At 72.5% G+C, this 25173-nt stretch carries 21 protein-coding genes and 2 pseudogenes; 9 read left to right on the plus strand and 14 right to left on the minus strand.

Annotated features, from left to right (window positions below; genetic code table 11):
- Positions 1 to 222: 222 nt before the first annotated feature.
- The 3 genes from AB0N07_RS14530 to AB0N07_RS14540 all read left to right on the plus strand — a co-directional run bounded on the left by AB0N07_RS14530 (position 223) and on the right by AB0N07_RS14540 (position 3247).
- Complete coding sequence (locus AB0N07_RS14530) at positions 223 to 807, plus strand: hypothetical protein (RefSeq protein WP_365834769.1); 585 nt, start codon at positions 223 to 225, stop codon at positions 805 to 807.
- Positions 808 to 1024: 217 nt separating this feature from the next.
- On the plus strand, positions 1025 to 1855 hold the full coding sequence (locus AB0N07_RS14535; RefSeq protein ID WP_365834771.1) for an MIP/aquaporin family protein: 831 nt from the start codon (positions 1025 to 1027) through the stop codon (positions 1853 to 1855).
- 168 nt (positions 1856 to 2023) lie between these two features.
- The gene (locus tag AB0N07_RS14540; RefSeq protein ID WP_365834773.1) at positions 2024 to 3247 is read left to right on the plus strand and encodes an MFS transporter; all 1224 of its coding nucleotides are present in this window, start codon (positions 2024 to 2026) and stop codon (positions 3245 to 3247) included.
- A 55-nt stretch (positions 3248 to 3302) separates the two neighbouring features.
- Here the strand turns inward: AB0N07_RS14540 and AB0N07_RS14545 are convergent, their stop codons facing one another.
- From AB0N07_RS14545 to AB0N07_RS14570, 6 genes are all read right to left on the minus strand, one after another.
- A complete protein-coding gene (locus AB0N07_RS14545) occupies positions 3303 to 5183 on the minus strand; it encodes an alkaline phosphatase family protein (RefSeq protein WP_365834775.1) in 1881 nt (626 codons plus the stop codon).
- Positions 5184 to 5388: 205 nt separating this feature from the next.
- A complete protein-coding gene (gene efeB, locus AB0N07_RS14550; protein WP_365834777.1) occupies positions 5389 to 6612 on the minus strand; it encodes an iron uptake transporter deferrochelatase/peroxidase subunit in 1224 nt (407 codons plus the stop codon).
- The gene (locus AB0N07_RS14555; RefSeq protein WP_365834779.1) at positions 6609 to 6806 is read right to left on the minus strand and encodes a hypothetical protein; all 198 of its coding nucleotides are present in this window, start codon (positions 6804 to 6806) and stop codon (positions 6609 to 6611) included. Before AB0N07_RS14555 ends, efeB begins: the two co-directional genes overlap by 4 nt.
- A gap of 94 nt (positions 6807 to 6900) precedes the next feature.
- Positions 6901 to 7221, minus strand: a complete 321-nt coding sequence (locus AB0N07_RS14560; protein WP_365834781.1) for a hypothetical protein — start codon at positions 7219 to 7221, stop codon at positions 6901 to 6903.
- Positions 7218 to 8453 carry an EfeM/EfeO family lipoprotein gene (locus tag AB0N07_RS14565; protein ID WP_365834783.1) on the minus strand — a complete coding sequence of 412 codons (1236 nt, stop codon included), beginning with the start codon at positions 8451 to 8453 and terminating at the stop codon, positions 7218 to 7220. The genes AB0N07_RS14560 and AB0N07_RS14565 overlap by 4 nt, the downstream gene beginning before the upstream one ends.
- A 200-nt stretch (positions 8454 to 8653) precedes the next feature.
- Positions 8654 to 10336, minus strand: a complete 1683-nt coding sequence (locus AB0N07_RS14570; RefSeq protein ID WP_365834785.1) for a DNA alkylation response protein — start codon at positions 10334 to 10336, stop codon at positions 8654 to 8656.
- A gap of 72 nt (positions 10337 to 10408) precedes the next feature.
- Here AB0N07_RS14570 and AB0N07_RS14575 point away from each other — a divergent pair, with 72 nt between their 5' ends.
- Positions 10409 to 11161, plus strand: coding sequence for a PaaX family transcriptional regulator C-terminal domain-containing protein (locus tag AB0N07_RS14575; protein WP_365834787.1), 753 nt, complete (start codon positions 10409 to 10411; stop codon positions 11159 to 11161).
- 29 nt (positions 11162 to 11190) lie between these two features.
- Here the strand turns inward: AB0N07_RS14575 and AB0N07_RS14580 are convergent.
- Positions 11191 to 11352, minus strand: a pseudogene (locus AB0N07_RS14580) (pectate lyase); the annotation flags it as partial.
- 261 nt (positions 11353 to 11613) lie between these two features.
- Here AB0N07_RS14580 and AB0N07_RS14585 point away from each other — a divergent pair.
- Both AB0N07_RS14585 and AB0N07_RS14590 read left to right on the plus strand, forming a co-directional pair.
- A complete protein-coding gene (locus AB0N07_RS14585; protein ID WP_365834789.1) occupies positions 11614 to 12147 on the plus strand; it encodes a hypothetical protein in 534 nt (177 codons plus the stop codon).
- 9 nt (positions 12148 to 12156) lie between these two features.
- Positions 12157 to 16479, plus strand: coding sequence for a cation-translocating P-type ATPase (locus AB0N07_RS14590; protein ID WP_365834791.1), 4323 nt, complete (start codon positions 12157 to 12159; stop codon positions 16477 to 16479).
- An 8-nt stretch (positions 16480 to 16487) separates the two neighbouring features.
- Here the strand turns inward: AB0N07_RS14590 and AB0N07_RS14595 are convergent, their stop codons facing one another.
- The gene (locus tag AB0N07_RS14595) at positions 16488 to 17567 is read right to left on the minus strand and encodes an NADH:flavin oxidoreductase/NADH oxidase (protein ID WP_365834793.1); all 1080 of its coding nucleotides are present in this window, start codon (positions 17565 to 17567) and stop codon (positions 16488 to 16490) included.
- Between the two features lie 92 nt (positions 17568 to 17659).
- Here AB0N07_RS14595 and AB0N07_RS14600 point away from each other — a divergent pair, with 92 nt between their 5' ends.
- Entirely contained in the window at positions 17660 to 18025 is a 366-nt protein-coding gene (locus tag AB0N07_RS14600) for a helix-turn-helix transcriptional regulator (protein ID WP_365834795.1), read from the plus strand.
- Here the strand turns inward: AB0N07_RS14600 and AB0N07_RS14605 are convergent.
- Positions 17948 to 19333 carry a nucleobase:cation symporter-2 family protein gene (locus AB0N07_RS14605; RefSeq protein WP_365834797.1) on the minus strand — a complete coding sequence of 462 codons (1386 nt, stop codon included), beginning with the start codon at positions 19331 to 19333 and terminating at the stop codon, positions 17948 to 17950. The genes AB0N07_RS14600 and AB0N07_RS14605 overlap by 78 nt on opposite strands.
- Positions 19334 to 19463: 130 nt before the next feature.
- Positions 19464 to 20819 carry an FAD-dependent oxidoreductase gene (locus AB0N07_RS14610; protein ID WP_365834799.1) on the minus strand — a complete coding sequence of 452 codons (1356 nt, stop codon included), beginning with the start codon at positions 20817 to 20819 and terminating at the stop codon, positions 19464 to 19466.
- A 190-nt stretch (positions 20820 to 21009) separates the two neighbouring features.
- On the opposite strand from AB0N07_RS14610, the gene AB0N07_RS14615 reads away from it, so the two are divergent.
- Positions 21010 to 21477, plus strand: a complete 468-nt coding sequence (locus tag AB0N07_RS14615; protein WP_365834801.1) for a DUF6214 family protein — start codon at positions 21010 to 21012, stop codon at positions 21475 to 21477.
- Here AB0N07_RS14615 and AB0N07_RS14620 read toward each other — a convergent pair.
- From AB0N07_RS14620 to AB0N07_RS14635, 4 genes are all read right to left on the minus strand, one after another.
- The gene (locus AB0N07_RS14620; RefSeq protein ID WP_365834804.1) at positions 21462 to 22151 is read right to left on the minus strand and encodes a helix-turn-helix domain-containing protein; all 690 of its coding nucleotides are present in this window, start codon (positions 22149 to 22151) and stop codon (positions 21462 to 21464) included. The genes AB0N07_RS14615 and AB0N07_RS14620 overlap by 16 nt on opposite strands.
- Before the next feature lie 271 nt (positions 22152 to 22422).
- On the minus strand, positions 22423 to 23112 hold the full coding sequence (locus AB0N07_RS14625) for an HAD-IA family hydrolase (RefSeq protein WP_365834806.1): 690 nt from the start codon (positions 23110 to 23112) through the stop codon (positions 22423 to 22425).
- On the minus strand, positions 23109 to 23783 hold the full coding sequence (locus AB0N07_RS14630) for a phosphatase PAP2 family protein (protein ID WP_365834808.1): 675 nt from the start codon (positions 23781 to 23783) through the stop codon (positions 23109 to 23111). The genes AB0N07_RS14625 and AB0N07_RS14630 overlap by 4 nt, the downstream gene beginning before the upstream one ends.
- A gap of 60 nt (positions 23784 to 23843) precedes the next feature.
- Complete coding sequence (locus AB0N07_RS14635; protein WP_365834810.1) at positions 23844 to 24392, minus strand: DUF5134 domain-containing protein; 549 nt, start codon at positions 24390 to 24392, stop codon at positions 23844 to 23846.
- Positions 24393 to 24557: 165 nt separating this feature from the next.
- On the opposite strand from AB0N07_RS14635, the pseudogene AB0N07_RS14640 reads away from it, so the two are divergent.
- A pseudogene (locus tag AB0N07_RS14640) lies at positions 24558 to 25173 on the plus strand (FUSC family protein); the annotation flags it as partial.

A 25173-nucleotide genomic window follows, 5' to 3' on the forward strand; every position in this document is an offset into this window, starting at 1 on the left:
ACCCCGCCACTGACAGTCACCTCTGGATCGGCATCACCGCAGGTCAAAGCAGTGTCGGCGAGTCCCGCGGCGATATCCGGCACCGTTCGCGGAGACACCTGCGCGGGCGAGGTGACGCGTGCGACCGTCGAGTCGGTGGAGTCGACCTGAGCATCCGGCGGCCTTCGCCCGTATGGGAGGGAGGTTCCGGATGATCGTGCGCTCATGAGGAGGATGCCTTCGATGGCGTTCCGTGGTCCGAAGGTGTGGCTGTGGCGCTGGCGGCGCAATCCGCTGAGGCGTCGCGCCGACGCGGTGGAGGCGTGGGTCGTTCTCGGTACCTGGCTGGTCACCGTCCTGGTGGGCGTGCTCGCGGGTCTGACGGCCACCAGGTCCGTCGAGGACGGTCTGGCCCGCGAGCGCATCGAATGGCGGCAGGTCGCGGCGCGGCTGACGGAGAAGGCGCCCGGGCCGGCCTCCGACCACCCCGCCACGTTCAGCGGCGACCGGGTGTGGGGAAACGTGCGCTGGACCGCCCCGGACGGCACCACGCACACCGGGCAGGTCCGGGTCGGCCCCGGCAGCAGGGCCGGCACGGCGGTCACCGTCTGGACCGACCTGCAGGGCCACCTCGTCTCCCGGCCCGCCACCGCCGCCCAGGCCCAGTTGCGGTCCTCGCTGATCGGCGCCCTGGTGGGCATGAGCGCCGCGGCGGTGCCCCTCGTCGGCGGGCGTGTCCTGTGCGGCCGCATGGAACGCCGCCGCATGTCGCAGTGGGACACGGAGTGGGCACGCTTCGGACCGCTGTGGGGGCGCAAGACGAGCTGACGAGGACGCCTGCCGACGAGGCTGCGGGAGGGCGTCGCGGTGCGGGTTCCGGGTCCCTGTGCCATCGTCTTACGTGACGCCCCGAGGCGGCGCGCTCAGGTGCTGCCTCAGGGCGGAAGTGGTGGCGGTTGCTCCAGTTGATGCTGGGCCCCTGGACGCCTCGCGACGGACAACTACGCTCGCGGACACAACCATTTCTGGCGGAAGGCGGTGCCTCATGGCGGAGCAGACTTCCAGAAGGGGACTGGTCGGCGAACTGTCGGCGGAGTTCCTGGGCACCATGATCCTGATCCTCTTCGGCTGCGGTGTGGTGGCCCAGGTCGTGGCCGCCGGGATCGGCGATCACGACAGCATCGCCTGGGCCTGGGGCCTCGGCGTCACCATGGGCGTCTACGTCGCCGCCCGGCTCAGCGGCGCCCACATCAACCCCGCCGTCACCCTGGCGCTGGCCTGCTTCAAGGGCTTCGAGTGGAAGAAGGTCGGGCCGTACGTCGTGGCGCAGACCGCGGGCGCTTTCGTCGCCGCGCTGCTGGTGCGCTGGAACTACACCGAGGTCCTCGCCAAGACCGACCCCGGCCACACCATCAAGACACAGGGGGTCTTCTCCACCTTGCCGGGCAACGGCACCCTGCCGGTGAGCGAACTCGGCGCCCTGCGCGACCAGGTGATCGGCACCGCCATCCTGGTCCTGGTCATCTTCGCCGTCACCGACCTGCTCAACACTCCGCCCGGCGCCAACCTGGCCCCGCTCATCATCGGTCTCCTGGTGGTGGCGATCGGCATGGCCTGGGGTACCGACGCCGGCTACGCCATCAACCCGGCCCGCGACTTCGGGCCGCGGCTCGCCAGCTTCATCACCGGGTACGGGACCGCCTGGCGGGACCAGTACGGCAACATCTACTTCTGGGTGCCGATCGTCGGGCCCCTGGTCGGCGGCGTGATCGGTGCCGCCATCTACAGGCTGTTCATCTCGCCGTATCTGACCGGCACGGAGGAACAGGAGCCGGGCGAGATCCCGACACCCGACGGCACGCGGACGACGGAGTAGGGGCGAAGGTCCGATCGAGCCGGGCGGGCGCCGGCGCCCAGCAGTTCAGCCCGCCGACCGCCCGGCCGCTCCGGTCCCGCAGGGTGCGGTTACCGTCGTACGCATCGGTGTGCGCCCGTTCGCGCAGGGCGACGAAGTGCTGTACGCCGGGCGAGGAGCGTCACAGGCATGCGCGGGAGGGGCGACAGGATCACGCCGAAGGCTGTGGAGGCCGGGCCCGGGATGCGGCCTTGGCGGTTCGTCGTCGCCTTCGGCACGGTCAGCCTGCTGGCCGACTTCGTCTACGAGGGCGCCCGTTCCGTCACCGGCCCGCTGCTCGCCTCGCTCGGTGCGTCCGCCCTGGTCGTCGGCGTGGTCACCGGCGTCGGCGAGGCCGCCGCGCTGGTGCTGCGGCTGGCCTCCGGACCGCTGACCGACCGCACCCGCCGCTTCTGGGCCTGGACGATCGCCGGATACACGCTCACGGTGGTCTCCGTGCCGGTGCTCGGTCTGGCCGGAGTGCTGTGGGTGGCGAGTGCGCTCGTGATCGCCGAACGCGTGGGCAAGGCGGTGCGCTCACCGGCCAAGGACACGCTCCTGTCGCATGCCACGGCCGTCACCGGGCGCGGCCGCGGCTTCGCCGTCCATGAGGCGATGGACCAGATCGGAGCGCTGATCGGCCCGCTGGTGGTGGCCGGGGTGCTGGCCGCGACCGGCGACGACTACGCGCCCGCGCTGGGCGTCCTGGCCGCCCCCGGCGTCGCCGTACTGGCCCTGCTGGTGTGGCTGCGCCACCGGGTGCCGGATCCGGCCGCCTACGAACCCGAGCCGGAACCCGCGGCCGCCGTGGGGCAGCCGCGCAGGGCGCCGCTGCCGCGCACCTTCTGGGTGTATGCCGCCTTCACGGCCGCGACGCTGGCCGGGTTCGCGACCTTCGGCGTGCTCTCCTACCACCTGGTCCAGCGGCATCTGCTGCCCACTGCCGCGGTGCCGGTGCTGTACGCCGCCGCCATGGGTGTCGACGCGCTCGCCGCGCTGGCCACCGGCTGGGCCTACGACCGGTACGGCGCCCGCACCCTGGCCGTACTGCCCGTGCTCGCCGCCGGTGTGCCCCTGCTCGCCTTCACCGACACCGTCGGCCTGACCGTGGCCGGCGCGCTGCTGTGGGGCGCCGCCATGGGCGTACAGGAGTCGACCCTGCGGGCCACCGTGGCGGACCTCGTCCCGCCCGGACGCCGCGCCACCGCGTACGGCCTGTTCGCCGCCGTCATGGGCGCGGCCACGCTGATCGGCGGCATTCTCGCGGGAGGCCTGTATTCCCGCTCGATCCCGGCGCTGATCATCGTCACCGTGGCCATCCAGGCCCTGGCGCTCGTCCTGCTGGCCGTCACCCGCCCGGGGCGTCCGTCCTGAAATGCGCGGACGGTCCGCGGGCGAGTGCCCAGCGGACCGTCCGGTGCAGACTCTCCTAGCCGGCGGCGTGCCCGATGCGCCGCTTGCGGCGGTGCAGGGCGAACGCGGTGCCGGTGGCACCAGCGGTGAGCAGACCCGCAGCCAGGGCTATCGGGAGCGCCGGGGAGGCCGAGCCGGTGTCGGCGACGTTCTGCGCCTTGAGGTCCTGGACGTAGGGCGGGTAGGCGCCCTGCGCGGAGGCGGCGGTGACCGTCCCGCTGTGGTGCGGGATGCCCTTCACGGACTTGACCGAGCCGTCCGAGTTCAGCAGCACCTGCTTGTTGTTGGGGTGCTTGAAGTCGAACAGGCCGCTCAGGCTGCCGGAGCGCCGGTCGAAGGAGGCGTCACCGATGCGGCCGGTGTGCCAGTTGTTCTCGATGAACCGGGTGATCGACGCCTGTTCGGTGGCGGTGTGGTCGACCGAATTGACCCTGCTGTAGGGGGAGATGACCAGCAGCGGCTGCCGGGTGCCGGGGCCGCAGCGGTCCGCGTATCCGCCGGCCGCGGCCGGGCCGGACTGGCAGGCCGGGCTGTCCAGGGCCTTGCCGTTGGAGCCGGCCGTGGAGTCCTTGGAGCCGTTGAGCACCTTGGCGGCCACGTGGTCGTACCAGCCGTCGGAGTCGTCGTAGGCGACGACGACCGCGGTGGACTTCCACTGCGGCGACTGCTGCAGGGCGTTGATCTCCTTGACCAGGAAATGCTGCTCGTCGATCGGGTCCGAGTAGCCGGCGTGACCGTCCTGGTACTCGGCCGCCTTCAGGAAGCTGACCGCGGGCAGGCGGCCGGCCTGGAGGGCCGCGTCGAAGTCCGTCAGGTCGTAGTTGTGGTTGGCCCGGCCGGCGTGTCCGATCTCGGCGACGCTCTTGGGGGCCAGGTGGTGCGGGTTGGAAGTCGACTTGTAGTACTCGAACGGCGAGTGGTGCGGGCTGTAGTCCACGGATGCCGCGCCGCCGACGTTGGCGTGGGTGGTGCCGCCGCACTTGGCGTAGTCGGCCTGCTTGCCGTCCCAGGGGGTGCTGGGACGGAAGCCGCCCTGGAACCAACCCCAGCTCACACCCTTGGAGTTGAGCAGGTCGCCGATGTTCTTGCCCTGCATCACCGCCAGTGCGTTGGTCGAGGTGTGGTCCTTGTCCGAGCAGTCGTCGAAGGCGGGGTCAGGGTCGTTGACCAGCGTGCCGACACCCTTGGCGTCGGGGGAGACGACCGTGTACGGGTCCGGCTTCGAGGTCTGCTTCGGGTTCTCCGTGCCGGACGCCGGGTCGGCGGAGATCACGCCGTGCGTCTGGCCGGAGATGAGGTTGACCGCGCCGGGTGTGGAGGGCCCGTAGACCGAGCTGAACGACTTGTCGTTCAGCGCATAGTGCTGGGCGTAGTTCCACAGCGCCGTGACGGTGTTGCCGTCGTAGTAGTCCATCACCAGGCCGGGCTCGCCGAAGAGCCCGCTGCACTTGTTGACCTCGGTGTTCTCGACGTACTTGTCGGCCTTGCCGCCGTCGGCCGCGTACTGCTCGGGGCCGTAGGAATGGTTCTGGTCGCAGGTCATGGCCTGCGAACTGGCCAGCCGCTTGGGCTTGTAGAGGTTCGGGTTGTTCTTCAGCAGCCCGGCGTTGAGGAGGTTGTCGGCCTTCGGGGTGTGCGCCGCCGCCTTGAACTTGGTGCCGTCGGTGTTCGCGGCCTTCGGATACGTGGCGAAGTAGTGGTCGAACGAGATGTTCTCGTCGTAGATCACCACCAGGTGCTTGATCGGTGTCGCGGCGTGCGCGCCCGAGGCGGCCTGAACGCCGGCCGCGGAGGCGGGGAAAGCGCCGCCCGCGCTCGCCAGCGCGGCCGCACCGAGCAGGGCGCCTACGCGCGTCAACCGGCGCCGCGCCCTTGGGGTTCCATCTGTGCCGATCATGCTGTCTCGCCTTCCGAGAACACGGAATTCCACTGCAATTCCACCGATCCACTGCCACGGGATCCGTGGCCATGACATCTACGGCTCGATCCTGGGCAATGGTGGCGGCGGGGCGGAGGAGTGGCAATGACGCGTCAGCGAATCTTCGGTCAGGAAATCCTCATTGTCTCTTGGCATGCTCTTGACCGAGATCGGCTGGGTGGGATCAGGCCAACAGTGCGCGTCCCAGCCAGTCGGAGCTGTCCCGGACGCCGGGCAGGGCGAAGAAGTAGCCGCCGCCGAACGGGGTGATGTAGTCGACCAGCGGCTCGCCGGCCAGCCGCTTCTGCACCGCCTCGAACTGGCGGACGAGGTCCTGCTGGTAGCAGCAGAACAGCAGGCCCATGTCGAGGTTGCCGTTGCTGTCCGTACCGCGGTCGTAGTTGTAGCCGCGGCGCAGGATGCGCTGGTCGTCGGTGGCGCCGGTGCGCGGATTGGCCCGCCGGATGTGGCTGTCCAGGGGGATCACATCGCCCTGGGGGTCCTGCGGGTAGTTGGGGGTGTCGGTCTCGTGGCGTCCGTCCAGGGGTGCGCCGGTGTCCCGGGCGCGGCCGAACATCCGCTCCTGCTCGGTGATCGAGACCCGGTCCCAGAACTCCACCAGCATGCGGATCAGCCGTACGACCTGGTAGCTCCCGCCCACCGCCCAGTCGGGCTCGCCGGTGCCGCTGCCCACCCACACCAGGCGGTCCATCGTCCGGGCGTCGCGCCGGTCGGGGTTGGCGATGCCGTCCTTGAAGCCCAGGTGGTTGCGGGGCGTGCCCGAAGGTCGGGGCGGACTGACGAAGCCGTCCATGCGCCAGCGCACCTGCATGCCACCGCGGGTGTGCCGGGTGAGGTCGCGCAGGGCGTGCAGCACGGTGTCCTGGTTGGCGGCGCACAGTTGCACGCTCAGGTCGCCGTGGCACCAGGCGGCATCCAGGTCGTCGTCGGGGAACGAGGGCATCGTGGTGAGCCGGTGCGGCCTGCGGGAGCCCAGGCCGTAACGGTCGTCGAAGAGCGAGGCGCCGACGCCCACGGTGACGGTCAGGGCGTCCGCGGGGACGTCCGGGCCGAGGGTGCCGGAGTCGGCGGGCGGCCCGGTGATGCCCAACTCCTCCGGGCTGCCACCGGACGTCAGGAACCGGGCCCGGTCCGTCAACGTGCGCAACAGGTCCGCCAGTTCGCCCCGGTTCTCCGCGGTCGCGTCGAAGGCCACGAACGCCGTGGCCCGCTGCGCCGGAGTGACGATGCCCGCCTGGTGCCGCCCGTGAAAGGCCACCTGCCCACCCTCGCGCACCGGTGCGGCGGCGGACGCGACCAGGCGGTCGGCAGCCACAAGCCCGGCACCGGCAGTGGCGGCTGCGGCGGCCAGGAGTCCGCGGCGTGCGATGTCGGGGGGCGGGGTCATGCGGTCCTCCGTATGCAGGTGGAGGCGGCCCTGGCGGGGGGTTGCTCGAGTGACGCGCCCAGGTTGGTGTCGATGGTCTTGCGGTGGGTGCGGAGCTGCGCCGCGGCGGAGGCGGCCTGGCGGTCGGCGGCTGCGAGCCGGGTCCCGGCGGCGGCCAGGGGACCGTGGTGTGCGATGTCCGGCGGCGGGGTCACACGGTCCTCCGTGTCGTCGGTGGGGTGGCCAAGGCGGAGGCGGCTTGGCGGTCGGCGGCCAAGAGGCCCCGGCGTGCGATCTCGGGTGCCGGGGTCACGTGATCCTCCGTATGCCGGTGGAGGCGGCTCTGGCGGGGGGTTGCTCGATTGACGCGCACAGGTGGATGCCGATGGCCCTACGTCGGGTGCGGAGCTGCGCGGAGGCGGTCCGGTGGTCGGGGGCCATGAGCCCGGTCCTGCTCGTGGCGGCCAGGGGGCCGTACGGTGCGATGCCGGGCGGCCGGTGCGCGTGGTTCTCCGTGTGTCGGCGGAGCTGTGCCGCGGCGGACGCGGTCCGGTGGTCGGCGGCCACGAGCCTGACCCCGGTCGCAGCGGCCAGGAGGCCGTGGCGTGGGACGGCGGTCGGCGGGTTCACGCAGTCCTCCGTACGTCCGTGAGGGTGGCCACGGCGGCGAGGTGCTCGGCCAGTTCGCTCAGGTCTGCGTCGAGTTTCTCCCGCTGGGCGCGGGGGAGTCGGGCCAGTGGAGTCCAGTGGCCGTCGTGCTCGGCGGCGTCGAGCGTGTGCCGGGCTCGGGTCATCCAGGCGTCCAGGTCGGACAGGCCCTTGTCGCGGGTCTTCAGCAGCGGACGCAGACAGCCGAGCAGCACGCGGGTGCCGTCGAGGTTGGCGCGGGCGGTGGCCAGATTGGTGCCGCTGCCGTAGTCGGTACGGCCCGTCAGCTCGAACTGCACCGTGTTCTCCAGGATCTCGTGCGCGCGCAGGCCGACATCGGCCGGATCCATCCGCTGGTCGGGCCAGCTGTCGCGCAAGGCGTGCACGGCCTTGGCGAGCCGGTCCGCCGGCCCGCGCAGGCTGCTCGCCGGCTCGCCGTGCCACAGCCCGTACTCGACCCGGTGGAACCCCGTGAAGCCCGCGTCGTGCACCCCGTCGGACAGTCCCGCCGTGGTCCCGTTGATCGTCCGGTCCGCGTCACCGAAGGTGCCGTAGGCGGCGCCCATCCGCTCGTACACGAGGTGCGCGGGAAGCCAGGCGGCGCGGGCGGCGGAGAGATCCCCGCGGTCGATCGCGGCGCGCAGCACGTCGGTCCTGTCCGCCAGCTCGACCGTGCGGGCCCCGATCCACTTCTGGTAGGCGAGCGTGGGCGGGATGAGCTGCTGCTGGGTCACCGGGAGGGCAGCCGGACCACTCCGCACGTTCCCGCCGGTGATGTGCACGGTGGGGCCGATGACGGCGTCGGCGTCCTCGGGCAGGCACTTGAAGGCGTACGAGCCCTCGCCCAGCGTCACCCGTATCAGGCGCTCGGTGCCCGGGGCCAGCCCCTCGATCTCGCCGTAGACCGCGCCCGTCTTCGCATCGGTCAGATAGACCTCGGCCGCCGAGCCGGAGGTGTTGCGCAGATCGAAGACCTGACGGCCGGGCTCGGGATGGGTCCAGCCGCGGCCACAGGCGGCGGACGTGACCTCGACGGCGGTGTGCCGCAGCCCGTCGGCCGCCTTCGCCTGCTGCCGCCCCCCGCCGGAACCACCGGCAGCCAGCACCCCTGCCGTCACCGCAGCCGCAGCCGCAGCGGCCAGGGCACCACCTGCGCGCAGCGCGGTGCGCCGCCGGGCCCGGGGAGCGGGTGGACCGGATGCGGTGTCGGGCATGCCGGCCCTCCTGATAGTCGTACGAACGAGTCGGCGCCGAATGATCCTAAGCAGGCCGCAGGACCGCGACAGCCCTCCTGACCGGTTCCTGACCGGAGGAAGAGCCAGAATTCGGCCAGGGTTCACCCGCCCGTCGGGCAGCGTGGCGGCCTCCCACCTGCGAAGAACCCGGGACCCGGCGACCCGCATCCCGCGTCGGCTCAACTCCCGCCCGGCAACGCACGCTCCAGCACGGCGTCCAGATCGGCGGCGTCCGGCAGTGTGCCGAAGGCGTGTCCCCAGTCGCCGCCCAGCCGCGTCGCGCAGAAGGCGTCGGCGACGGCGGGCGGGGCGTGCCGGACCAGGAGCGAGGCCTGCAGGGTCAGGGCCATCAGCTCCACCAGGCGCCGGGCACCGGACTCGGACCCGGTGGCCAGCAGGCCCTCGAGCCGGACCACGGCGGCATCCAGCCGCTCGTCCGCACCCCGCGCCAGGGCGAGCTCGTCGAAGAGGGCCTGCGTGGCGCCGGGTTCACGCCTCAACGCCCGGAGGACATCAAGGGCGTTGACGTTGCCGGAGCCCTCCCAGATCGACAGCAGCGGAGCCTCGCGGTAGTGGCGGGGCATGCCCGACTCCTCCACGTACCCGTTGCCGCCGAGGCACTCCAGGGCCTCCGCGGTGAAGGCCGGGCCCCGCTTGGTCACCCAGTACTTGCCGACGGCGGTCGCGATCCGCCGGAACGCCGCCTCCCCGGCGTCCCCGCGCACCGCCCGGTCCGCGGCACCCGCCAGCCGCAGGGTGAGCGTGGTGGCGGCCTCCGACTCCAGTGCGAGGTCCGCCAGCACATTGCGCATCAGTGGCTGGTCGACGAGGCGTGCCCCGAACGCGCTGCGGTGGCGCACATGGTGCCCCGCCTCGACGAGGGTCCTGCGCATCAGCGTCGCCGACATCATCACGCAGTCGAGCCGGGTGCAGTTGACCATCTCGATGATCGTCTTGACGCCACGGCCCTCCGGCCCGACCAGCCAGCCCACCGTCCCGTCGAACTCCGGTTCGGAGGAGGCGTTCGACCGGTTGCCCAGCTTGTCCTTGAGCCGCTGGATACGGAAGGTGTTACGGCTCCCGTCGGGCAGGATCCGCGGCACCAGGAAGCACGACAGGCCACCTTTGTCCCTGAGAGGGGATGCCTGCGCCAGCACCAGGAAGACGTCGCACATCGGCGCCGACGTGAACCACTTGTGCCCGCGCAGCTGGTACACGCCCGGCTCGGCGGTCGGCCACGCGGTGGTCGTGTTCGTACGGACGTCGGAGCCGCCCTGTTTCTCGGTCATCCCCATGCCGGCGAGCAGACCGCGCTTCTCGGTCGGCACCCGCAGCCCCGGCTCGTACTCCCTGCTGGTCAGCAGGGGCTCGTAGATCTTCGCGAGCTCGGGCTGGGCCCGCAGGGCGGGTACGGCCGCGTACGTCATCGAGGTGGGGCAGCCGTGCCCCGCGTCGGTGTGTCCCCACACCAGCCCGCCCGCGGTGCGGGCGACATGCGCGCCGGGCCGGTCCTCCGCCCACGGTGTGGCGGCCAGGCCCTCGGCGACCGCGGCCCGCATCAGATGGTGCCAGCTGGGGTGGAAGTCGACCTCGTCGACGCGGTTGCCGTAGCGGTCGTGCGTGCGCAGCACCGGCTCGTGCACGTTGGCCTGCTCGGCCCACTCCTGCGCCTCGGCGCTGCCGGCCCGCAGCCCGAGCCGCCGTACGTCCTCCTCGGCCCATCCGGCGCCCTCCCGGCGCAGCCCCTCCAGCAGGGCCGTGTCCTCGGAGGCGTCGTACGGCGTCAGGGCGGGCGGCTGGTTGGTGACGTCGTGCGTGGCGTACTGCCGGCGGGGCTGCGCGGGCGCGGGTGTCGAGACCATGCAGCCATGTTGCGCCTTTTCTGCGGCCGTAGCAATGTTGCAACAAGAAGGGTGCACGTAAAGTACCTGCCCATGCGGATGAACATGCCGTCGCAGCCCAGCGAGGTCGACCTGCCGCCGCTGTCGGCGCGGTCGGTGGTGCTGAGCCTGCTGCTGGGCACGCATCCGCCGGAGCTTCCGGTGAAGGAGCTCGTCCGCGCCGTGGAGCCCTTCGGCGTCGGCGGTTCCACGCTGCGTGCCGCGCTCAGCCGGATGGTGGCCGCCGGTGACCTTCGGCGCACCGACGCCGTCTACCGGCTCAGCGACCGCCTGCTGGCCCGCCAGCGGCGCCAGGACGAGGCGGTGGAGGCCCGCACGCGCGCGTGGCACGGCGACTGGGAGATGGTGGTGATCACGGCGACGGGCCGCGGCCCCGCCGAACGAGCGGACCTGCGCACCCGGTTGACCGCGCTGCGCCTGGCTGAACTCCGCGAGGGTGTCTGGCTGCGCCCCGCCAACCTCAGCCGCCCCCTGCCGGACGACCTGGAACAGGTGGCCCAGTCCTACACCGCCCGCCCCGGCCGGCCCGCGCGCGAACTGGCCGCGCAGCTGTGGCCGTTGGACACCTGGGCCGCCACCGCCCGGTCCCAGCTCGCCCACGTCGCCGAGGTGCACCGCCCGGCGGACCGCTTCACCGCCTTCGCCGCGGTCGTCCGTCACCTGCTCGCCGACCCCGTGCTGCCGCCCGAGCTCCTTCCCGAGGACTGGCCGGGCGCGGCGCTGCGTGCCGCGTACGCGGCGTACCAGAGAGATCACCCGGTCGATCGGGCACTGAACCGATCCTGACACCACGGCGGCCGTACGAAGCGCCGTGCCTCGCTCTGGCCTCCGGTGCCGAGGTCTCCGCTGCCGTAGAGGCGCTTCAACCCGTAGTCCTTGGAGCCGGAGAGCTTGATGGTGGCGGTGACGACCTGGCTGCCGTTCGCGGTGGGCCAGGTGGCGGCGCTCACGGGCGAGGCAATGTCCGCCATGGCCATGCCGGCCGAACAGTGCGGCCCCGGCTGCCTTCACGCTCAACGGATCTGCCTGCACGAGCAGTTGACGTCCGCAACCCACGGCGGCCGGGGCGCCCGGCTCCGACCGCCGTGATCTTCGCGTCCGCAGTGGAACCGAAGTGATCAGCCTCTTTTCGGGGTCGGCAGGAATGTCATCTAGGCACGCCGAAGGCGGGTGACGTCGCGTTTCGCGGGAACCCGGTGCGCACACGAACGGCGACGTCATACGAGGTGAAGAGAGCTATGGACACGCAGCAAGTGTCGACGACTCTGCTCGAGCCGCTGCGGGCCGCGGCCTCGGCGCTGCGCAGGGTGCCCGGCGCGGGGGTCGTGAGCAGGACCACCGAAGGAGCGCTGGACAGGATCGGAGCCGTCTCGCCGCAAGGGCGCCGGATAGCCGTGTACACCGGAGCCGGAGTGCTCGGCCTCGCCGGTGTCGTCGAGTGGCCGATCGCCCTGACCGGAGCGGCCGTGGCCTGGCTGACCCAGCCGAAGCCCGAGGACAGGCCGAGCACGTCCGCCGGGAGCAGGAGCACGACGTCCGGCACCCGCGCCAGGACGGCCGCGGCACCGGCCAAGAAGGCCACAGCACCGGCCAAGAAGGCCACAGCACCGGCCAGGAAGTCCACGGCCTCGGCCAGGAAGTCCACGGGCCAGAGCGCGAAGTCCACCGGTCCGGCCGGCAAGTCCACCGGTCAGAAGACGACGTCCGCCGGTCGCGGCAAGTCCACCGCCCGCACCGGCTCGACGGCCCGCCGCAGCAGCGCAACCGGCTGAGGGTGAGAGATGGTTCTGGAACTGCTCACGCGCCCGGCGAGCGCCGCCTTCGGGATCGTGTCGGCCGGCCCCCGGCTGCTCGCCGGAGGCGCCGCTCCCGCGGTGGGTGTCGCTGCCGGAGCGGTCGCAGGCACGGCACGGGCCGGGGTACGGGGCGCGGATGCCGCGGTTCGTGTCGCACGGGTCGCCCGCAACGCCGTATCGCTCACCCCGCATCCCTGGCGGGCAGGATCCCGGGTGCACCTCGCGCTGCGGCCCGCCGAGCCGGACCGGGTACGGGGCGCGGGCGGCATGGAGCAGGTGGCGCGCCGGGTCGCCAGGGCCCTGGCCGAGCGGCCGGACGTGGCCCTCGCGTACTGGGACGGCGGACTGCGGCGGCTCGTGGTGACCGCGACCGAGGAAGCCCTCACCGACCGCGTCGTGGAGAAGGCGACGGAACTCGCGGCCCGGCACGGTCTGGCACAGACCGACGAGGAGATCGACGACGTCCCGCACCCGGCCGATCCCGCCGGGGTGCGGGCCGCGGCGACGGCGCTCGCGGTCGACGGGGCGGGCATCGCGGCCGCGCTGATCGGCTACGGCCTGCGGCTGCCGGCCTCGCCACGGGCGGTGACCGCGCTGGTCACCATGGTGCGGGAGAACCCGCGCTTCCGCGGCTGGCTGCGGGCCCGGATCGGCCGGTCCCGCATGGACCTGGCGCTGGCCGTCGCGAACGCGGTGGCCCATGGTGCGGGCCGGACCCCGACGCCCCTGGTCCTCGACAGCGCGTTGCGTGCCCTGCAGCTCGCCGAGACCGTGGCGCGCACGGCTGCCTTCGACGCGGTCCACGACCAGCTCTGCCTACCGGAGCGGGACAGCATCGCCACGCAGGACCGCTGCCCGCGCCCGCCGCTGCGCACCTCACCGGCCCAGGCGTACGCAGAGAAGGCGGAGACCGGCAGTGTGCTCGGTGCCGCTGCCATGCTGCTGGTCAAGCACGACGGCCGGGAGGCGGCGGAGGCGATGCTCGCGGGCTCTCCCAAGGCCGCGCGCTACGGGCCCGCCGCCTTCCACGCCGTCCTGAGCGGCTCGCTGTCCCGTGCGGGCGTGCTGGTGCGGGACACGGAACGGCTGCGGCAGCTGGAGATGGCCGACACGGTCGTCCTGCATCCGAGCGCGCTGCGGGCCACTGGCGAGGGCGCCGACGCGTGGGCCGAGGCCGTACTGGACGTGGCACGACGTGCCCGGCTGCGGGTGGTGATGGTGGACGACCCGGCCCTGGCCGACTTCACGAGCCTCGTCGACCAGGTGGTGAGCGCCGAGCGGCCGCTCGCCGAAGTGGTGAAGCAACTGCACGAAGAGGGCGCCGTCGTCGTCACGGTCGCCCGGCCGACGGCGTCCGACGACGACGTCCTGACCGGACTGCTCGCCGGAGACGTGGCCCTCGCCGTCAGCGACGGCGACAGTGCCGTGCTGTGGGACGCGGATGTGCTGGCCCTGCACGGCCTGGTCGACGTGTGGCGGCTGCTGACCGCGATCCCGGCCGCACGTGCGGTGGGCCGCAGGTCGCAGACCCTCGCCCGGTCAGGTGCCACGCTGTCCGGGCTCCTCGTCACCATCGGCGAATCCCGCCGCGGACGCCCCACCCCCTGGCCGGGCCTGCGGCACACACCGGTCGATGCGAGCGCGGCCTGGGCCCTGCTGAGCGGAGCCCGAGCGGCCCTCGCTGTGGCAGCGGCCCGCGCTCCGCACCCCCGGCCGCGCGTGGCCTGGCACGAACTGCGGCCGGCCGAGGTGCGCGACCGGCTGGAGCACGAGACGGAACCGGAGCAGACCTTCGCCGAGCAGCTCACGGACCGGGCCCGCACGGCGATCCGCACACTGGGCAGGCAGCCCGTGCTGGCGCCGGTCCGCGGATCCCTGGAGCTCGCCCGGGCCGTGCGCCGTGAACTCGACGACCCGCTGACTCCGGTGCTGGCGGTCGGCTCGGCCGCCGAGGCGATCCTCGGCTCGGTCGTGGACGCCCTGCTGGTGGTCGGCGCGCTCGATCTGAACGCTCTCGTCGGCGGCGTCCAGCGGCTGCGGGCCGAGCGGGCGCTGTCCAAGCTGCTGGCCGAACAGAAACCGAAGGCACGGGTCACCGAGGAGGAGACGTCGGCCGAACCGCACCTCGTGGACGCCGCCAAGCTCACGCCCGGTGATGTGATCGAGCTCCGGTCCGACGACGTCGTACCCGCCGACGCCCGGATCCTGTGGGCGGACGGCCTGGAGGTGGACGAGTCCGCGCTCACGGGAGAGTCACTGCCGGCCGACAAGGGCACCGACCCGACACCGCACGCCGCCGTGCCGGACCGGCACTGCATGGTCTTCGAGGGCACCACCCTGGTGGCCGGACAGGCCCGGGCCGTCGTGGTGGACACCGGCGACCGGACCGAGGCCGCCCGGGCCGTCCACCTCGCCGCCCGCACGCCGCCGGCCGGCGGGATGCAGGCCAGGCTGCGGGAACTCACCAGCAAGGAACTGCCGTTGACGCTGGCGGGCGGGGCCGCGGTGACCGCGCTCTCGCTGCTGCGCGGCGCGCCCATCCGCCGTGCGGTGAGCGGCGGCGTGGCGGTGGCGGTGGCCGCCGTCCCCGAAGGGCTGCCGTTGGTCGCGACCGTGGCGCAGATGGCGGCCGCCCGCCGGCTGAGCAGCCGCGGCGTCCTCGTCCGCACCCCGCGCACCCTGGAGGCCCTGGGCCGGATGGACACCATCTGTTTCGACAAGACGGGCACCCTCACCGAGAACCGGCTGCGCCTGGTGCGGGTGAGCGACTCGGGTGGCACGGCTCATGCGCCGCGCGACGAGGCGGCCGACACCACGCTGCGGACCGCGGCCCGCGCCTGCCCCCGGCTGAACGGCGGCACGGAACGCCCCGTGCACGCCACCGACGAGGCCGTCCTGGACGCGGCCGCCCCGGACCCGCAGTGGACCCAGACCGCAGCGCTGCCCTTCGAGGCCGGCCGCGGATATGCCGCCGCCGTCGGCCAGGCGGAGGACGGTGCGCCCCAACTCGTCGTCAAGGGCGCCCCCGAGACCGTACTTCTCGCCTGCTCCGGCCTGTCCCCGGAAGCCTCGGACGCGGCGCAGGCCCTCGCCCGCGACGGACTGCGCGTGCTGGCCGTGGCCCGGCGCCGCCTGGACGACGCGGACACGGCCTCGGAGATCATCGAACAACCCCTGCAGGACCTGGAGTTCACCGGGCTGCTCGCGCTCGCCGACGTACCGCGCGACACCTCCACCGCTCTTGTCCAGGGTCTGCGGGCGGCCGGCGTACGACCCATCGTGCTGACCGGCGACCATCCGCAGACCGCGCGTGCCATCGCCGCCGACCTGGGCTGGCCGGAGGACACCGGCGTGGTCACGGGCGACGAACTGGCGTCCGCGGACCGGGAGGCACGGGCCCGGATGCTGCGCGACATGGGCGTCGTGGCCCGGGTCGCGCCCGAGCAGAAGCTCCAGGTCGTCGAGGCGCTGCGGGACGCGGGCCGGGTCGTCGGGATGGTCGGGGACGGCGCCAACGACGCGGCGGCCATCCGCGCCGCAGACATCGGCGTGGGCATCAGCGCCCGCGGCTCGGCGGCCGCCCGCAACGCGGCCGACCTCGTCCTGACCGACGACGACCTCACGGTCCTGATCGAGGCGGTCGCCGAAGGGCGGGCCCTGTGGCACAGCGTCGCCGACGCCACCACCATCCTGATCGGCGGCAACGCGGGCGAGGTGGGCTTCGGCATCCTGGGCACGCTGCTGTCGGGCGCGGCACCCCTGTCCACCCGTCAGATGCTGCTGGTGAACCTGCTCACGGACCTGTTCCCGGCAATGGCGGTGTCGGTGACGCCCGAGGCGCCGGGGGACCGGCACCCCCACTCGCCGGGAGGCGCGAACGGCACCGAAGGGACCGAGCCGCTGGGTACCTCACTCCTCGGCGCCCCCCTGGTGCGCAAGATCCGCCACCGCGCCCTCACCACCACTCTGGGCGCGACCACGGCCTGGCTGTTCGGCCGCTTCACACCGGGCACGGCCCGCCGCTCCGCCACGATGGCGCTGTGCGCCCTCGTCGGCACCCAGCTCGCCCAGACCCTGGCGGACCGCCGCAACAGCCCGCTGGTGGCGGCCACCGCCCTCGGCTCGGCGGCCGCCCTGTTCGCCGTGGTGGAGACCCCGGGCATCAGCCGGCTCTTCGGCTGCACCCCGCTCGGCCCGCTCGCCTGGACCGGCGTCGCCGCGGCGATCGCGGTCGCGGTGGCCGGTCAACGGGCGGTGCCGCACGTGGAGCGGGCCGTGCTCCGCCATGTGCCGGCCTGGAGGCGGTGAGGGGCCGCTCAGACGGACCGGTGGTACTGGTCGGGCACGTGCACATCCCCGCCGAGCTCCCGCGCAGCGTGTCGCGCCCACGACGGGCTGCGCAGGAGTTCCCGCCCGAGCAGCACCGCGTCCGCCTCCCCGTTGGCGAGGATCTTCTCGGCCTGCTCGGCATCGGTGATGAGCCCGACCGCGGCGACCGGCATCGCCGTCTCGGCCTTGACCCGGGCGGCGAAGGGAACCTGGTAGCCGGGGCCGACGGGAATGCGGACGCCCGACGCGTTGCCGCCGGTGGACACGTCGACGAGGTCGATGCCGTGGGCGTGCAGGTCGGCGGCGAAGCGGACGGTGTCGTCGGCCGTCCAGCCCCCCTCCTCCAGCCACTCGGTGGCCGAGATGCGGAAGAACAGCGGCTTGTCGTCCGGCCACACCTCCCGCACGGCGTCCACGACTTCGAGGGCGAAGCGGGTCCGGTTCTCGTACGAGCCGCCGTAGGCGTCGGTGCGGTGGTTGGAGTGCGGGGAGAGGAACTCGTTGATCAGGTAGCCGTGCGCGCCGTGGATCTCGGCGACCTCGAAACCGGCGGCCAGCGCCCGGCGGGCGGCGTCCGCGAACCGGCCCACGACCTCCTGGATCTGATCGGTGGTCAGCTCGGTCGGCACCGGGTGCCTGTCGTCGAACGCGAGCGCGCTCGGCGCGAGCGCCTGCCACCCGTGCGCGTCCGCACCGATCGGCGCGCCGCCCTTCCAGGGCCGGTCGGTCGAGGCCTTGCGGCCGGCGTGTGCAAGCTGGATTCCCGGCACCGTGCCCTGCGAGACGAGGAAGCGCGTGATGCGGCGGAAGGCCTCGACCTGGGTGTCGTTCCAGATGCCGAGGTCGTACGGCGAGATGCGGCCCTCGGGTGAGACGCCGGTGGCCTCGACGATGATCAGTCCGGTGCCGCCGGCCGCGCGCGCCGCGTAGTGCGCGAAGTGCCAGTCGTTCGGCGCGCCGGTCTCGGGGCCCTCGGGGGCGGCCGAGTACTGGCACATCGGGGGCATCCAGACCCGGTTCGGGATGGTCACACCGCGCAGGGTGAAGGGCTGGAAAAGGGCGCTCATGGGGAGCTGCTCCGTTCTCGCGGGACCGAAGGACGGCTCGTACGATAGGCATCGTAGTACGGGAGATGTCAAACTACGACGCCTATCGTACAATGGGCGGCGTGAGTACCACCGCCCCTGCCGCCGCCGGCCGTGATCTGCCGCACCCCGCGCGTACCGAGATCAGGCTGGAGGCCGTGCTGCACGCGCTCTCCGACCCGATGCGACTGCAGATCGTGCGGGAGCTCGCCGCCGAGCGCGACGAGCTCACGTGTTCGCACTTCGACCTGCCGGTCACCAAGTCCACGTCCACGCACCACTTCCGGGTGCTGCGCGAGGCGGGAGTGGTCCGGCAGTGCTACCGGGGCACGGCCAAGATGAACGGCCTGCGCCGGGAGGACCTAGACGATCTCTTCCCGGGGCTGCTCGACAGTCTGCTCGCCGCCGCCGCCCGGCAGGCCGCCCGTCTCGGCGGCTGAAGTCGCCTTCGAGGGAAGGTGGTTGAAGAGCAGGTTCAGCAGGATCGCCGTCAGGCAGCCCGCGCTGATGCCGCTGTTCATCACCGTCTGGAACCAGTCCGGGAACTTCGCGTAGACCGTCGCTACGCCGACCGGCAGCATGCCCACGGCCACCGACACCGCCACGACCGTGAGGTTGTGGTTGTCCTTGAAGTCCACCTGGGCGAGGGTCCTGAGGCCGCTCGCGGCCACCGTCCCGAACATCACCAGACCCGCCCCGCCCAGCACCGGCGCGGGTATCGCCGCGACCACCGCGCCCAGCTTGGGCAGCAGGCCGAGCAGCACGAGGATGCCGCCCGCGGTGGCCACCACCCAGCGGCTGCGCACCCGGGTCATGCCGACGAGGCCCACGTTCTGCGCGTACGCCGTGTACGGGAAGGTGTTGAACACACCGCCCAGCACGGTCGACAGACCGTCGGCGCGCAGACCGTCCGCCAGCGAGCGCGGCTCCACCTGCCGCCCGGTCATCTCCCCGACGGCGATCAGGTCGCCGGTCGTCTCGGTCATCGTCACCAGCGCCACCACCAGCATGGAGACGATCGCGGAGGCGTGGAAACTGGGCGCCCCGAAGTGGAACGGCGTACTGATGCCCAGCCAGTGGGCGTCGCCGACTCCGCCGAAGTCCGTGAAACCGAAGGGGATCGCCACCGCCAGGCCCACCGCGATGCCGATCAGCACCGCGATCCGGCTCAGGAACGCCGGAGCGAACCGCTGCACACCCAGCACCACCGCCAGCACGAACGCGGCCAGGGCCAGGTTCTTCGGCTCCCCGAAGTCCTTCGCGCCGACCCCGCCCGCGGCCCAGTTGCCCGCGACCGGCAGCAGCGACACCCCGATGATCAGGATGACGGTGCCGGTCACCAGGGGCGGGAAGAAGCGCAGCAGCCTGCCGAAGACCGGAGCGAGCAGCACGATCGCAAGCCCCGCGACGATCACCGACCCGTAGATCGCGGGCAGCCCGCCACCCGTCGTCCCGATGAGCACCATCGGCGACACGGCCGCGAACGTACAGCCCTGCATGATCGGCAGCCGCACCCCGAACCGCCAGAAGCCCACGCACTGGATGAGCGTCGCGATACCGCACACCAGCAGATCCGCGGTGATCAGATACGCCAGGTCCGCGGGCGACAGCTTCATCGCCCCGCCCACGATCAGCGGCACCGCCACCGCGCCCGCATACATCGCAAGCACGTGCTGCAGACCGAAGGCGGCCAACTGCCGTACGGGCGGAACCTTGTCGACGGGATGGACGGGTGTGGTCGTGGCCATGGGCGCTCCAGAGCGGCGGCGAGGGAAGGGGACATCCGAACACCACGAGACCGTAAAGGGCTTGAACAGTTTGTTGATTTCTGCGTTGTTGCCGATGTGTGTCCTGCCCACCGGACGCCGTTCGACTCTGCTACGACACCTGCTGCGAGCCCGCCGCCCGCGCAGCCGCCAACAGCGACTCCCAGTCCGCCAATTTGACGACACTGCGTCCGAGCGAGGCCCCGAGCCTCGCCTCGGCCCGCTCGATGGCCTGCCAACCCGCCCACGACACCGGTTCGATGCCCTCCGCGCACAGCGCCGCGCCCGGATCCTCCGACAGCTCCTTCCGCACGAGCACGGGGGCGTCCTCGAGCAGCGACAGCACCGTCTCCTTGGCGCACGGACGGTTGGTGCCGATGACGCCCGTCGGGCCGCGCTTGATCCAGCCGGCCACGTACTCGCCCGGAGCGACCACGCCCGCGCGCAGAACGCGTCCGGCCAGATGCGGCACGGTGCCGCTCGCCGCGTCGAAGGGCAGCCCCTCCAGCGGCACCCCGCGGTAGCCCACGGAACGCAGCACCAACTGCGCCTCGATGTCCTCGTAGCGTCCTGTGCCCGTCACGCCGCCCCGTCCGTCGGGCGCGGTCCGCTCGAAGCGCACCGCGCCCACGCGCCCGCCGTCGGCGAGCAGTTCGACGGGGCGCAGGAAGAAGCGCAGCCGGATGCGGCGCGGGGCGCCCTGGGGCGGCGCCTCGGCCCAGCCGCGGAGCGCGTCCACATTGCGGCGCTGGACCGCCGGCAGGGCGGCGGGATCCACGTATCCCGGATCGAGCTCCAACTCCGCGGGGTCCACGGCCGGTTCGGTGTCCGGGAGGCCGCCCAGCTCGCGCAGTTCCTTGGTGGTGAAGCGGGCCTGGGACGGGCCGCGGCGGCCCACCATGTGGATGTCGCTCACCCGGCTCGCGGCCAGCGAGCTGAGCGCCGCCTGCGGCATGTCGGTCGGGCTCAGCTCCGCCGGGCCCCGGGCCAGCATCCGCGTGACGTCCACCGCGACGTTCCCCACGCCGATGACCACGGCCGACCGGGCACCGCGTACGAAACCGTCGTCGGCGGAGTCCGGATGGGCGCTGTACCAGGACACGAACTGCGTCGCCGACCAGCTGCCCGGCAGGTCCTCGCCCGGGATCCCCAGGTGGCGGTCGGTGGCGGCACCCACGCAGTACACGACCGCGTGGTACAGCTCGCGCAGCCGGGCGGCCGGCAGCCCGCCGGGGCCGATCCGGACGCCGCCGAGGAACCGCACCCGCTCGTGCTCCAGCACCGTACGCAGGTTGTTCTGCAGTGACTTGATCTTCTCGTGGTCCGGTGCGACGCCGTAGCGCACCAGGCCGTAGGGGCAGGGCAGCCGGTCCAGGACGTCGACGAGCACACCGGGGTCCAGCTGGACGAGGTTCTGGGCGGTGTAGACCCCGCTCGGCCCGGAACCGACGACGGCGACACGCAACACGGCGGAACTCCTTACGAGAGGAGATCGCTGACGGCTCCAGCATCGCACCGCCGGTGCTCCGCTGACAGGGTGCAGGCGCGGTATCGACGTGCGTGTCCGCGCTTGCCGAATGTGATCAAGTGGTTACGTTCCGCGTGTGCTAGACGCATCCTTTCTTAATCTTTCTGATCGTTGTCCGACGGACGGCACGGTGTCCGTATGGCCCGCGTGGGAAGTGCGGGAGGACGAACGCGCCACCTCGTGGTTCACCGTCCGGCTTGCGTTCACCGACGGTGCCAGGATCGACGCGCTCGCCGTGGTCTGCGAGGGCTGTGCCTCGCTGGAGGAGGTCCGTTCCCAGCCGGCCCTGTCCCTGCACGACCTCGCGGAACTCGCCGAGTGGATCGAGGAGCCGCTCTTCGAGGCGTGCGGCCCCGGGGTGGATCCGGCCGCCGGGGGCGACGGATCCGCGGTGCCCCGGCGCGCCCGCCCCGCCTGGCCCCCGGGTGTCGAGGGCCGCTGGCTCGTCGCCCAGGAGTACCGCGCCGCACAGGAAGGCGGCTTCGACCCCGTCCTCGCGGTGATGTGCGCGACCGGCCACAGCCGCCGCAAGTCACTCAGGCTGATCTCGCAGGCACGCGACTCGGGCTTTCTGCCGCCCCGTCACGCGCGGCGCTGACCGGACTGGGGTCCGGGCTCCTCACCGGTCGCGAAAAACCTCGAAAGATCCGTCTCGCACGTCGCTCCGGAGGCCGCCTCGGCGTCCGGCGGCACGCCCATCTCCCAGTCGAGCCGGTAGCGCTCGAACAGCTCGGCCCGCAGGGTCGTGATCGGCATCGGCACGTTCGGCAGCACCATCGCATAGACGGCACCCATCAGCAGAGAACGCAGCAACGGGTAGTCCACGTCGACGTCCTGCCCCCCGTTCCGGGCGACGACGTCCCGCAGCACCTCGGCGAGGCGCTGCTGCTCCGGGCACTGCACGAAGCCCTCCGCCTGCAGCAGTCCCGCCATGTGCTGGCGCATCAGCACGGGCCGGTCCCGGGCCAGCTGCAGAATCGCGTCGATGGCCCGCGCCATCCGCTCCCGACCGTCCTCGGTGCGCGGCTCGCGCTCCACCGCCTCCTCCAGCGTGCGATGCATCAACCGGTGCACCGCGGACTGCACGAGCTGGCGTTTTCCCGGGAAGTAGTACGACACGAGGCCGCGCGCCGAGCCCGCTCTGTCGGCGATGTCGCCGAGCGTCGTCGCCTCGTACCCGTGCTCGCCGACGAGCTCGACGGCCGCCTGCAGGAGCCGCTCCCGGGAACGTCTCCGCAACTCTTCATTGACCGAGGCGCTGCGCGGGGACATGCTGTAACTCCTGCGTTGACTGGCTGCCAGCCAACTATACTCGGAACGTCCTGATCGGAGCTCCGTAGGGGCTGGTCAGGGCTGCCGTCTGCTTCGGGCGACGCGGGGGATCGTCCGAGGCGGGCGGCTCATCGCCCCTGAAGGTATCCTCAGGCTACTTTCCGCGCCGGCGGATCCTGTCCAGGACTCGGAACACCTGGGGCGTCCCCGTCGGCAGGTACGGCCGTCCTCGCAGGCGGAGGGCCACAGGGCTGGCCGGGCGGCACGGCGGTCAGCCTGCCAGCTCCAGCACCGGACGCAGCCCGTCCGGCCGCTCGGCCGCCGGCAGATGGTCCACCAGGTGCACCCGGCACCCCAGGGCCGCCGCGCCGCCGTCCGCCCGCCGGTCGTCGCCGACCATCAGGGTCTCGCGCGGATCGACCTCGAGCGCCTCGCAGGCCACCGCGAACAGCCGCGGGTCGGGCTTCTGGATGCCGTGCTCGTACGACAGGACGTACGCGTCGACATACCGGTCGAGGCCGTGCTCGCAGAAGACCGGGCGCAGATCCCAGCCGATGTTGCTGACCACGCCGATGCCGATCCCGCGCTCGCACAGCGCCTGCAGCACCTCGGCGGCATCCGGGTACGGGGTCCACGCGGCCGGCGTCCTGTGCCGGTCGTACAGGGCGTCGTGCAATCCCGGGTCGGGGAGCTCCACTTGGCGGGAGAGCCCGGTGTAGGCGGCCCGGTGGAGTTCGGCGCTCTGGTCCCGGATCCGCCACACCTCGGCCAGTTCCTCGGGCAGTTGCGCCGGATTCGCCCCGCCGGGCAGGGCGCCCGCCACCTCCAGTGCGTTCGCCGCCTGCACCAACTCCGGCTCCGGCAGAGTGATGTCGGCGTCGTCCAGCACCGCACGCAGCCAGGACGCGGTGGACTCGATGCGGAAGAGGGTGCCGGAGAAGTCGAACAGGACAGCCGTCATGAGCGGATCTTACGTTGATGGACCAGCACGGCGAGCGCCACCAGCATCGCCCCCAGCAGCCAGCCGCCCACCACGTCGGAGGGCCAGTGCACGCCCAGCCATACGCGGGTGAGGCCCACTCCGAGCACGGAGACCACCCCGGCGGCCAGCGCCGTACGCCACACGGCGCGGCCGGGGCCGTAGCGGTGCAGGAGCCACAACAGGAGGCCACAGACGACCGTGGCGGTCAGTGCGTGCCCCGAGGGGAAGGCCGTGTAACTCGCCGAGTCGACGGGGTCGGACCAGACCGGCCGCGGACGGTCGACCGCGGCCTTGAGGGTCTGTTGCAGCAGGCTGCCCAGCGCGCAGGTGGCCACCAGCCACAGTGCCGTCCACCGGGCCGAGCGCCGCCATGCCAGCCACACCACGGCGACCGCGCACACCAGACGCATCGTCCAGGGGTCCCAGACCCAGTCCGTCAGGATGCGGAAGGCGTGGGTGAGGCCGGATTCGTCGACGGCCCAGCGGTGGGTGGTGCGGGCGATGTCGCCGTCGACGCTGATCAACGGGTGCCACTTGACGGCGACCAGGGTGAGCAGCACTGCGGAGCACAGCGTCAGGGCGGCCGCGGTGCGGGTGGTGGTGCGGTGGTCCGGTGGGCGGGGCGGGGAGTCGACGGGCGGGGAATGCATGCAGTGATCCTCGCCGACCGGCGGGGTGCGAGGCCAATGCCCCAGTTGGCGCAGTCCGCGTCAGAGAGTGATCAGCATCGCCACCATCGCGATGCCCATCGACAGCCGGCACGCCCGCGCCAGCTCCGGACGGTCGCCCCAGCCCGCCGCCCCGCCGCCGGCCGTGGCCACGCCGGGCATCAGCCGGACACCGGACAGCAGCACGAATCCCGTGAAGTAGAGCAGCAGCACCCCTGTCACCAGCGGGACTCCGCCCGAACCCCCGTGTCCGGCATGGTGTCCCGGGGTGGCCGCCATCACGACCGCCATGTAGACCATTGCCGATGCGCCCACCAGGTGGTGCAGATGGTGCGTGTTCGCCCGCGCCGCCCACAGGGCGCGCAGCGCGGCGGCGCCGAAGACGGCCGCGTAGCCGGGCCAGGCCCATGCCGGCGGGCTGAACGCCGCCGCCGGTACGGCCATGGCGGCCATGCCGAAGCCCATCAGCGCCTCGCCACCCGCGGCCCGGCGCTGCTCCTCGACCGTGCTGCGCATCCGCAGCAGACAGTAGGCCCCGGTCGCCGCACACAGCGCGACCAGCAGCCAGCCGGGCGAAGCCGGTCCGTGCACGCGCACCTCCCCGCTCGACGGTCTCGACAGTCGGTGGTTGCCCGCGGCACGCGGCGCGCACGCAAGCGCAAGGATGTACACGGGGAGCATTCGCGGGAGCACGACAGGTGAGCGCGTGTCGCCCGGAATCCTTTACGAGTAAAACACCTGCTAAGCTCATGCATCATGAACCGTGCGACCCCCACCCCCTCCGCCCCGCGTGTCCGCCGTCTCCCGATGGCGGGTGTGCTGCGGGTGGGCCGCCCTGCGGACATCTGGTTCAAGCCCGCACTGAGCGTGGTCGCCTCGGTCGCCCCGCCCAATCTGGCGCTGCTGGCTCTCGGCCGGCTCGATCTGGCGATGTACACGATGGCCGGGTCGCTGTGCGCGCTGTACGCCCACAACCGTCCCTACGCCGCCCGGGCCCGCGCCCTGGCCTGGGTGGTCCTCGGCATGGTCGGTGGTCTCGCCGTCTCCCTGGTCGTCGCCTCGCTCACCGGCAGCGCCGTCGTGCTGGTCACGATCGGCGCGCTGCTGGCCGCCCTGCAGAAGGCGCTGTGCGACGCGACCCGCATCGGCCCGCCCGGCAATGTCGTCCCGACCTTCATCACCTCCGCGTCCCTCTTCGCCCCGCAGACCCTCGGCCAGGTCCCCGCCCATCTCGCGCTCGCGCTCTTCGCGGGCGGCTGGGCCTGGCTGGTCGGCATGGCGCCCGGGCTGCTGCGCCCGCACGGACCGGAGCGCCGGAGGACCTCGATCTCGACGAGCCCCTCGATCCGGTGCGCTTCCTGCCCCTGCTGCC

It is taken from the genome of Streptomyces sp. NPDC051172 (assembly GCF_040682555.1).
GTDB lineage: Bacteria > Actinomycetota > Actinomycetes > Streptomycetales > Streptomycetaceae > Streptomyces.